The organism is Chthonomonas sp., from assembly GCF_035294505.1.
Taxonomy (GTDB): Bacteria; Armatimonadota; Chthonomonadetes; order Chthonomonadales; family Chthonomonadaceae; genus Chthonomonas.
This window is the reverse complement of sequence record NZ_DATGKU010000206.1, coordinates 1-9,968: the sequence shown is the minus strand read 5'-3', so window position 1 is coordinate 9,968 and position 9,968 is coordinate 1. Positions and strand designations below refer to the sequence as shown.

Genomic DNA, 9,968 nt, shown 5'->3' with positions numbered 1-9,968 from the left:
ATGGGTTTTACAATCTCCTCGATACCACAGGGTTATCGCTGCTTACGCCGCTTACAAAACGGGTGGTCTCTCTGTATAACTCTAATCTACGGATAGCGATAGAGGTAAGTTTCTCCAAGATGGATACAAAATTCTACCCATCATCCCCTTCTTAAGTATGGGTTTTCCTATCTCAAACTTCACTACGCAATCGGTGGGCAACTTATCACCCGATCCCGCCAGGATGTTCGGTAACTTTTACGACGCCCTAGGTTCCCCTTCCTTCGAGGAACAGCCGAGGATAAGTTGGCGGAGATGGCGCAGATTCACCGCGTGCATGGTCTCGGCTTCCGGCGTCTCTATCAGCGCCGGCACGTTGAGCAGGCGCGGGTCGGTTAGCAGACGCTGAAAAGCGGCATCGCCTATCTCGCCCTGCCCAATGTGTTCGTGCCTATCCACTCGGCTTCCAAGCCCCTTCTTGGCATCGTTGATGTGCAGCACCTTCAGATGATGCAGCCCCACAAGACGATCGAACTCGGCGAGGGTGGCCTCGTAGGTCTCCGGCGTGCGAATGTCGTAGCCGGCCACAAAGATATGACAGGTATCCATACAGACCCCGAGCCTGGGGTGAGGCCCAACCTGTTCCAGGATGGCTCCCAGTTGTTCAAATCGCCACCCCAAACCGGTGCCCTGCCCCGCAGTGGTCTCTAACGCGATGCCCACCCGATAGTTAGCCGCATCGGTAGCCTCTAAGATAACGATCAAGCTTTCCACCAAACGCTGCATGGCAGCCTCTTCGCCCTGCCCTAAGTGGGCACCCATATGGGTAACCACCCACAGCAAACCGAGTTGTTCCGCCCGGTCAAGCTCATGGCGAAAGGCGCTTCGCGAGCGTTCCAGCACGTCGGCAGCCGGCGCCGCGAGGTTGATGAGATAGGAATCGTGGGCGATAATGAAGGAGATTTGGGTCTGTTCTTTGGCGGCCTCAAAGGCCTCAATCTCTTCGGAGGTAAGGGGAGGATTTGACCATTGGCGTGGACTGCTGGTAAAGAGTTGCACGGCCGTACAGCCTATGGCTTTTCCGTTAATCAGGCTGTTGGCCAGCCCGCCGGAGGTGGGCATATGGGCGCCGAGAAGCCGTGGCAGCGGCTGCGTTTCCAGCTCATTGCTGGAGCCTACGAGCAGGTTCTCAGGGGCGCTATCGCTCATCGTTATCCTTTAGCATCATAAAAAGCAACCTTCCCGATGCACGATTTGCCTATTTTAGCACCTCCTCAAGAGTCTGTCAAGGCAGGAGCGCTAAGGGCGAAACCAAGGGCGCTCGCCATCGCCGGGGGGCATGCCGAAGTTGCGCGGGCAGCAGAACACCGGGCATAGCGCCGTCCCCGAGATCGCGGCCATGCGCGCTCCATTGGTAACAAACGGATCGGTTCGGTCGTCCACAATACGGCCACCGGAGGCGTAGAGAGCCGCCACGCGAAAATCGTCTGGGAAGAGCCAGTGCGCATGGCCATCACTAAACACGTAGTTCCCCCCTCCGTTGTGGCGCCTGTCCGGCGGGTGGGTGCCGAAATAGAGTGGGCGATAGGGACACCGAGCGGCAAAGGGGTCATTGGGCAGGGTGTTTAGGTTGTCACCGTAGGCATCGTGAATGTAGGCATCCTACGCGGAGGGATCGGTGAGAGGGGTGGCATCGGCAACCCAACCGGGGTTGGCATAGCCCTCACCCCATACGGGCAATGTGCTGGGCGTGGGCACGGCGGCAGAGGAGATGGCACGACGCCAATCCGAAGGGTCGCCGCGAAAAACATAGGCGTTCCAAATGTAGCTGGTGCGACGCAGGAAGGAGGGGCTGTTGATGGAACCGTCCCAAACGCGCGCCAGGGTATCGGAGGGACAAACCCAAACGCGCCATCCTGAGGAGAGATAGGGCTGATGCAAATCCATCGGCCATGTGCCCGGCAGGTATCCGGGGCTGGCATACATGGCGTCGTAGTCCTCTGCATAGAGCATTACCCCCATTCCCAGTTGGCGCAGATTAGAGAGGCAGAGGGTGCTGCGCACCTGTTCGCGCACCTGCGCCAGCACAGGCGCCAGAAGCGACGCCAAAATGGCTATAATAGATACAATTACTAAAAGCTCGATAAGGCTAAACGCCCTCAAAAGGTGCTTCCCTTTAAAACGAGGCGCGGATTCTTTCATTTTTGCCCTCCCGTGCGCACCGGCAGGAATGCTACAAATAGATTATCTGTTACTGCAGCCCTCTCCTGCAGCGTTTATCCGGCAGGAAGCGCAGTCTCAAACCGCGTGGTATTGTCATAGGGTCTCACAGTTCTAGAGGCGGTTTGCAGAGCAAGCTACCAGTTAACTTATCGGTCTCCCCTCCCCTGTAGGGGGAGGGTTGGGGCTGCAGAATGCCGATGCCAAAGCCCCCCTCTTATCCCCCCCGCACGCGGGGGGAGGCTAGCCCTCCCTCCCTGTGTACGGGGAGGGTTGGGGAGGGGCTTGAAAAGCCAGCGATACAACTGTCATTCCAAGCCGAAGACGAGATAAACAACTGTCATTTCGAGCCAAAGGCGAGAAATCTTGAATTTCACTTCCCACCCGTTCTGAGGACAAGGATGTGTGCTTTGAGGGGGTTGGGCTGTAGAAACTGCCAATCTCATGGTTCTAGAGCCAGTTCACAGAGCAAGCCTATCTTGTTCGCCCCCTATCCCGACCTTTCGTCTTGCAGACAGCAACGCAGCGGCCAGCGAGATAGGCGATGAAGGGAGGGAAACAGGCCGCTGAGGAAAGGGTGTCGGCCTTGAGCGCAGCACTGTCGGCCTTGAAAAGCCGGCGATACGCCTGTCATTTCGAGCCGAAGGCGAGAAATCTTGGGTTTCCATCCCCACCAGTTCTGAGGGAGTTAGGGTGGAGGCTGCAGAACCCGCCAATTGCTTCGGCTCTAGAGCCAGTTCACCGAGCATGCTGACTTTGTTCGCCCCCTATCTCAGTCTTTCCGCCTATTAGGGAGAAAGGGGGCTATCTTGCTAATTTTTCAAAGAAAAGCCTACCAAAGGAAACCGCGAGTAAGCTTGCTGGTCTCCCCTCTCCCAAATTGGGGGAGGGGCGGGGGGTGGGGGCTTGAAGAGCTGGCGATACGACTGTCATTCCAAGCCGAAGACGAGATAAACAACTGTCATTTCGAGCCGAAGGCGAGAAATCTTGGGTTTCCATCCCCACCAGTTCTGAGGGAGTTGGGGTAGAGGCTGCAGAACCCGCCAATTGCTTCGGCTCTAGAGCCAGTTCACCGAGCAAGCCGACTTTGCTCGCCCCCTACCCATCCTTTCGTCTTGCAGACAGCAACGCAGCGGTCTTAGCAGACGGCACAGCAGCGGCCAGAGAGATGGGCTTTGAAGGAAACGGTTCTGGCCGCTGAGGCGTTTATTGTGTCTTACTTATTGAAGAAAGGGGGCGGTCTTGGTTAGTTTTTCAAGGAGAAGGTTATCATAGAAAACTGCCAATGAACTTATTGGTCTCCCCTCTCCCTGATAGGGGGAGGGTTGGGGTGGGGGCTTGAAGAGCTGGCGATACGACTGTCATTCCAAGCCGAAGACGAGATAAACAACTGTCATTTCGAGCCGAAGACGAGAAATCTTGAGTTTCAGCCCCACCGGCCTTGAGGGGTAGCAGGTAAGGACTAATAGATATACTTGCGTCCTTATAGAGTTTGGTTCGATGCCCCCCAAAATTGGGGTACAACAATGGGGATACAACACACAACTGTATTCGATATGCCGACCCGCATTCCGGGGAAGAGCGTTGGCATTGAGGAGCATCTATGTTGGCCGAAGGGCACACCGACTGGCGCGAAATACCCATATCGGGCACAGAAAAAGGGTTCCCGGCTATCCACTCGCAGGTTTGCCATACCGTAAAGGGAACACCCTATCTATGCCATCCGGGGGTCATACTTATCGGGCGCACACAAACAGAGATAGGAGAGCTGGCGACTTTTCTAGAGGGCTTTGACCCCGATTTGGGCTTTGCCACCTATCTGCAAGACCCTGTGCCCCTCGATCCGGGAACCCAGCTTTGCAAAACGGCCGGCCAGCTCTGCTATGCCTCCTTCGGCCCAAAGCGAACCTGGAACCGAGAAGCCAAACGCTATTTCGACAACATCAAAGAATCGGGGCATGGCAGCGTGCTTGAACATGCCAACTTTAGCCTGCTCTGCTACGGCATTAGCCGCTCGGTTACCCACGAACTGGTGCGCCATCGCCACTTCTCCTATTCTCAAATATCGCAACGCTATGTGTCGGGGCGTGTTCTGCGGTTTGTGGAACGACCGGAATATCAGCAAAATCCCACGCTTCACGCCGAATTTCTGGAGCGTATAGACCGCGCCGCAGCCGACTATGAGCGCACGGTCGAGCGGCTTTTGGAAGCACAACAGGCCGGCCAGCCGCTGCTTTCGGCCGAAATGCGCACCGATCTCCGTAAGAAGGTGCAGCAAACGGCGCGTTCGCTGTTGCCCAATGAAACCGAGGCGCCCTTAGTGGTAACCGGTAATGCACGCGCCTGGCGCCACTTTTTAGAAATGCGCGCCAGTTTTCATGCCGAAATCGAGATCAGAGCACTGGCATTTCTTGCCTATCGTTGTTTAGTAGCCGTTGAGCCGATCCTGTTTGAGGATTATCAAGTTGTGGCCTTTCCGGACGGCACTTTTGGGCTAGATACCGCTTTTCGGAAAGTATGAGAGCTGCTATGGAGCCACTACGAATAGGAGTGATCGGGTGCGAAATCGCAAGGATGCGTTATCATGCTGCATTGGCCGCAACACCTCAGCTTCGTGTGACGGCCGTAACCGATCCCGACCCGCGATTGGCCCGCATATGGGCGCGACAAATAGGTGGACGGCCCACCGTTTGCGCAGATACTCTGGACTTACTCGACCAGCCGCTCGATGCGGTGCTGATAACGACCCCTCTGGCTTTGCGCGCGCAGGCCATTGCGGATGCCCTTCGAGCCGATCTGCCGGTTCTCGCCGAAGTGCCCTTCGCTCTGCACCTCGCCGATATGGATGACCTCCTCGTGCTGGCCTCGCGCAGCGACCGACTGCTTATGCCTGCGCTCCCTCGCCGATTCGACCCCTCTTTTAGGAAACTACACCAGCTGGTTCAGGAAAATGCGCTGGGTACCCCAGAGCAGCTGCGTTGCACATGGGGCTTGCCACAAGAGACCGACCTTCCACCGGGAGATAGCGTAAGCGGAGGGTGGAATGCGCATTGGCAGTTTTTGGCATGTCAAAGCCTCGACCTCTGTTTCTGGTGGCAGGGAGAAGGGTTTGCTGTGAGCGCCGACATGGAGATGGCGCAGCTGATCGGGACACCACACCCAAGAGGCAAAAAAGCGCAGGCCGATGCGCTGGCCATTCTGCTCGTAACACACCCTCACGGCCGGTCCATTCACCAGTTCATGCGCACGCTCTCTGTGCGTCCTGAAGAACGCTATTTCCTCACCGGTAGCCATGGCAACGCCGAGCTTATTGCAGGGGTGGGCGCCTCTACGGCGACGAACCTGCCGCTGCCCTACCTCACGCTTCAGCGAGTTGGAGAACACGCTTCTAGGGTGAGCGTAGACCTAACCCCTGAGGAGCGGGCGCTCTCTCCTTCGGCCGTACGCATTCGGCGTCTCTTGCAGCATTTTGCAGCCTGTGTGCGCCGACAGGAAGAACCGGAGATCGGGCCGCACACGGCACGGGTCGTCTTGGATGCCGTTCATGCGGCCTATGTATCGGCTTGCGAGCAGAACAAAGTAAGCCTGCCTCTACGCCGCTTTCCCGACATCGCCGCGCTGTTGTGCCGTTTTCAAGGCGTTCGCAAAGCTTTGCCTAAAGGGATGGGGTAGGCTTGTAGCGCAAAGCTCCCGATTGCAGAACGTCTCGCACCTGCTCCACGAAATGGCGGGCAAGATGCCCGCGCGAACGGTCGCGCCGCCAGGCTACGGCGATGGCGCGTTGAATGCCCTCGTCGGCCAGTGGCAGATACCGACAGCCCTCCAAAGGAGACCGACTCGCGCACATCTCCGGCACCAACGACACCCCAAACCCCATTGCTACAAGGGTCTGGAGCGTGCTCAGCTCCGCGCTTCGGCACACAATGCGCCGTTGGAGCGCCTGCTGCGCGCAAAAGCTGTCAATCTGCTGCCCCAAGCAGTGCATCTCGTGCAGGGTAATGACAGGAAAATCCTGTATCGCTTTTAACGCACAGCTCTCCTGGGGCCAGTTCGGGCCGTCCGGCACCACCAGTAAGAGCCGCTCCTGCGCAAGCACCTCTATCTCTACCAGCTCATGCTCCGCCGGCAGGCTTACAAGGGCACAATCTATTTCGTTATTGACCAACGCCTCCAAAAGCCGTTCCGTGAGGTCTTCCCGAATCTGAAGCTGACACTGTGGATGGCCTGCCAGCATCCGCCCCACCACCAGAGGCAGCAGATAGGGCGCGATAGTGGGCAAAACTCCCACTGCAAGCGGCACGTTCTCGATGGACTGCTGGCGCTTTAACTGCTCTTCAACCTCACGTGCCTGCTGCAAAATCTGTTTGGCCCGCGGCAACAACAGCTTCCCGGCATCCGTCAAGGCCACCCCACGACGCAGCCTATCGAAGAGCGGCTGGCCTAGCTCCTCCTCTAACTTCTTGATCTGCAGGCTCAGAGAAGGTTGACTCACGTAGCATCGCTCCGCAGCCCTGCTAAAGCTCCCCGTCTCGGCGACGGCCACAAAGTAACGCAGTTGGTGCATTTCCATAGGTTTTGCCTATCGTTTCTATAGAAAAAAAGTCTTTGACAATAATACCTCCTTCGTCCTATACTGACAACGAGGTGCGAAAGTGGGGAGCACAGGGCTTCGTCCTATTCTGAAGTATCCCGCTTTCTCTCTCACCCGAAAAGCTCTTAGGCAGCCATGACGTTGCCGAGAGAGCTTTTCTCTAAAATTCACCAGGAGGTCAAAACAAAACATGCCCGAAGACAAGGAACACCCCATTCTTACCACTGCCGACGGCGCCCCTATCGCCGACAACCAAAACGCCCTCACGGCCGGGCCGCGCGGCCCCCTGCTTATGCAGGACATTCAGCTACTCGAACAGATGCAGCACTTCAATCGAGAGCGCATCCCCGAACGGGTCGTTCACGCGAAAGGCTCCGGGGCTTACGGCACCTTTACCGTCACCAACGACATTACCCGCTACTCTAAAGCCAAACTGTTCTCCGAGATCGGCAAGCAGACTCCCATCTTTATCCGCTTCTCCACCGTGGCCGGTGAGCGCGGTGCCGCCGATGCGGAGCGCGACGTGCGGGGCTTTGCCATCAAGTTCTATACCGAAGAGGGCAACTGGGACCTTGTAGGCAACAACACCCCCGTCTTCTTTGTGCGCGACCCCTATAAGTTCCAAATGTTCATCCACACCCAAAAGCGCGATCCTCGTACCAACCTTCGCGACATGGATATGCAGTGGGACTTCTGGTCGCTCTGCCCCGAATCGCTGCACCAGGTCACCATCCTCTTCTCCGACCGCGGGCTTCCACGCAGCTACCGCCACATGAACGGCTACGGCAGCCACACCTATAGCCTCATCAACGAGAAAGGCGAGCGGGTATGGTGTAAGTTCCACATGAAGACGATGCAGGGCATTCAATGCCTCACCGACGAGGAGGCCGAGCGCATCATCGGCAAGGATCGCGAGAGCCATCAGCGCGACCTTTTCGAATCCATCGAGCGCGGTGAGTTCCCGCGTTGGAAGATGTACATTCAGGTTATGACGGATGAACAGGCGAAGAACTTCCGCTGGAACCCCTTCGACCTCACGAAAGTCTGGCCTCATGCCGAGTATCCGCTCATCGAGGTCGGTATCTTGGAACTAAACCGAAACCCCGAAAACTACTTTGCGGAGGTGGAACAGGCCGCCTTTAGCCCCAGCGCCATCGTGCCGGGCATCAGTTGGAGCCCGGATAAGATGCTGCAGGCCCGCCTCATGAGCTATGCCGATGCGCATCGCTACCGTGTCGGCAATAACTATCATCAGCTGCCGGTCAATCGCCCACGCTGTCCGGTGAAAAACTACCAACGGGATGGGTTTATGACGCATGGAGAGTACGGTGGTGCACCCAACTACTTTCCCAACTCACGAGAAGGCACCCCACAGCCCGCACCGGAGTACAAGGAACCGGCCTGGTACATTGGGGATGTGACGGTAGATCGGTACGACTCCACCAAAGATCATGATGACTACACCCAGCCAGGCAACCTCTACCGTCTCTTCGATGAGGGGCAACGCGAGAGGCTGACCACAGCCATCGCTAAGGCACTCGGGCAGGCTCGCAAGGAGGTGCAGTTGCGCCAGCTCGGCCACTTCTTCCGTGCGGATGAAGATTACGGACGGCGAGTAGCCCAAAAACTCGGCATTGACCCCTCCGAAATTCCCGGCCTCGTAAGCGTCACTACCGCCCGCTAACAGAGACCTGATCCTCTTATGCTATTCCCCTAGCCCCTTCGGGGCTAGGGGCTTTTTGATGATAAGCCCCCGCTCTTCCCCTCACTTCAACACTCCCTCTCTTGCATCTCTATTCGCCCCTTACCCTCATCTACAATTGCCCTCTTAGCCCTTCCTACACCAACAAAATCTCCTAAAAAAATTTTTTCCCCACACCCATAAAACGACTTGACATATCCTACTACCCTGTGTTATCCTATTATTGTCTGAACACGCTGCCCCTTCGAGCACAGACCACACAACCGCATATCCAACCTTGGCCATTCTGAGGCTCCTGAGCAGACCCCTCCTCCTTCGAGAGGCCTCCCCAGTCCTCTTGGCATAGAACAAACCTATTCCAAAACAAAGGAGACACCTTCAATGGCTAAGAACAGAAAACAACGCAAACAGCAACAAGGGCAAGGGAGTGTCCCCCCCCCGTAGGTGGTAACGTCTCGCGACCTACCATGTCTCAACGCGGCATCCCCCGAAGACAGTTCCTTTCCTCTGCACTCGCCAGGCTCACCGCACCTCTGGTGCTCTCTTCCCCTTCCTTCGCCCAAACCCCTTCAGCCTCCGCCCTGCTGCCGCTGCCTACCGATGCCAACATCACGGTCTCTGTGTTGGTTTCAGGTACCTGGCTCAGCCTCACCAATCCCAACGCTGCGCCTCGCACCTTTGCCCTGCAAACCGACCTGGCCTGCTATCCCGCCGGGATTACCCCCTCGCAAGACAACTTCGAGACCTATGAGTTTGTGACGATGCAGGTTCCCCAAGAGGCGGACTGGGGTGGTTTTTACCCTGCGGATGGGAAGTACACATTGGTGGTTCAGATAGCGGATGCTCAGAAACGGTTGGGGAAAGTGGTGGTTTCCGACTTATCCACAGGGGCGGTTTTGGCGACCTTTATAGCCAATGGAGATGGGAGCGGGGTATCCGGTCAGGTGACGTTGCCTTGGGAACAGGAGTATATGAAGGTGGCGGGTTACGACCGAGGGGGTCAGCCGTTGTTTGTGCTTGCAGCCACCAATGGGCTGGCAGATACTCTTTTCCCATTTTTAAATGAGGGGAACTTTATTCCGTATCGTCCGGCGGTGATAGAGAGTGCGAAGGGGCACTATGTGTTTGCCAGCAACACGCCGATAGGCGACCCCCATAATGTCAGTGGGGTGATGACTTACCTGGGTAGCCCGCTTGCCAATGCCAGCTGGAGTTCGGCGAATGCGGATGCGGTCAATGATACCAGCAACAAAACCCAGTTGTTTCCCCCTCCTCCTTTTTATAGCTATAGCAAGCGCTATGTAGCCCTTGATACGGCCTCGCGTAATCTAGACAGTCTGAAAGTCAATGACCCGGACTATCTTCAGAAGCTGATAGGGGAGCTTAAAGCGGCCACGGCCTCCGACCCGACGCCTGCATTGAGCGGGATAGATTTAGCGCCCTATTCGGACAACAGCGGGTATTGGGTAGCGAATT

Annotated in this window: 8 protein-coding genes; 4 read left to right on the top strand and 4 right to left on the bottom strand. The window is 56.7% G+C overall.

Going from position 1 to position 9,968, the window contains the following annotated elements:
• Nucleotides 1-237: 237 nt before the first annotated feature.
• The 3 genes from VKV18_RS12780 to VKV18_RS12770 all read right to left on the bottom strand — a co-directional run bounded on the left by VKV18_RS12780 (nt 238) and on the right by VKV18_RS12770 (nt 2,181).
• The gene (locus tag VKV18_RS12780; RefSeq protein WP_345786418.1) at nt 238-1,125 is read right to left on the bottom strand and encodes a deoxyribonuclease IV; all 888 of its coding nucleotides are present in this window, start codon (nt 1,123-1,125) and stop codon (nt 238-240) included.
• Nucleotides 1,126-1,278: 153 nt separating this feature from the next.
• A complete protein-coding gene (locus VKV18_RS12775) occupies nt 1,279-1,599 on the bottom strand; it encodes an H-X9-DG-CTERM domain-containing protein (protein WP_324204584.1) in 321 nt (106 codons plus the stop codon).
• A gap of 42 nt (nt 1,600-1,641) precedes the next feature.
• Nucleotides 1,642-2,181: a type II secretion system protein gene (locus tag VKV18_RS12770; RefSeq protein WP_324204582.1), complete on the bottom strand. Its 540-nt coding sequence runs from the start codon at nt 2,179-2,181 to the stop codon at nt 1,642-1,644.
• 1,621 nt (nt 2,182-3,802) lie between these two features.
• Here VKV18_RS12770 and thyX point away from each other — a divergent pair.
• Both thyX and VKV18_RS12760 read left to right on the top strand, forming a co-directional pair.
• Entirely contained in the window at nt 3,803-4,720 is a 918-nt protein-coding gene (gene thyX / locus VKV18_RS12765) for an FAD-dependent thymidylate synthase (RefSeq protein ID WP_324204581.1), read from the top strand.
• An 8-nt stretch (nt 4,721-4,728) separates the two neighbouring features.
• Nucleotides 4,729-5,871: a Gfo/Idh/MocA family oxidoreductase gene (locus tag VKV18_RS12760; protein WP_324204580.1), complete on the top strand. Its 1,143-nt coding sequence runs from the start codon at nt 4,729-4,731 to the stop codon at nt 5,869-5,871.
• Here the strand turns inward: VKV18_RS12760 and VKV18_RS12755 are convergent.
• Complete coding sequence (locus tag VKV18_RS12755) at nt 5,855-6,769, bottom strand: LysR family transcriptional regulator (RefSeq protein WP_324204579.1); 915 nt, start codon at nt 6,767-6,769, stop codon at nt 5,855-5,857. The genes VKV18_RS12760 and VKV18_RS12755 overlap by 17 nt on opposite strands.
• Nucleotides 6,770-6,980: 211 nt before the next feature.
• On the opposite strand from VKV18_RS12755, the gene VKV18_RS12750 reads away from it, so the two are divergent.
• Nucleotides 6,981-8,474, top strand: a complete 1,494-nt coding sequence (locus VKV18_RS12750; RefSeq protein WP_324204578.1) for a catalase — start codon at nt 6,981-6,983, stop codon at nt 8,472-8,474.
• Nucleotides 8,475-8,959: 485 nt separating this feature from the next.
• A partial coding sequence (locus VKV18_RS12745; protein ID WP_324204577.1) for a hypothetical protein occupies nt 8,960-9,968 on the top strand: 1,009 nt, incomplete at its 3' end.

What these genes read in the sequence shown, in the direction of transcription:
- VKV18_RS12750 (WP_324204578.1), top strand. Translation starts at nt 6,981, where the DNA reads ATGCCCGAAGACAAGGAACACCCCATTCTTACCACTGCCGACGGCGCC.
- thyX (WP_324204581.1), top strand. Translation starts at nt 3,803, where the DNA reads ATGTTGGCCGAAGGGCACACCGACTGGCGCGAAATACCCATATCGGGC.
- VKV18_RS12770 (WP_324204582.1), bottom strand. Translation starts at nt 2,181, where the DNA reads ATGAAAGAATCCGCGCCTCGTTTTAAAGGGAAGCACCTTTTGAGGGCG.
- VKV18_RS12760 (WP_324204580.1), top strand. Translation starts at nt 4,729, where the DNA reads ATGGAGCCACTACGAATAGGAGTGATCGGGTGCGAAATCGCAAGGATG.
- VKV18_RS12755 (WP_324204579.1), bottom strand. Translation starts at nt 6,769, where the DNA reads ATGGAAATGCACCAACTGCGTTACTTTGTGGCCGTCGCCGAGACGGGG.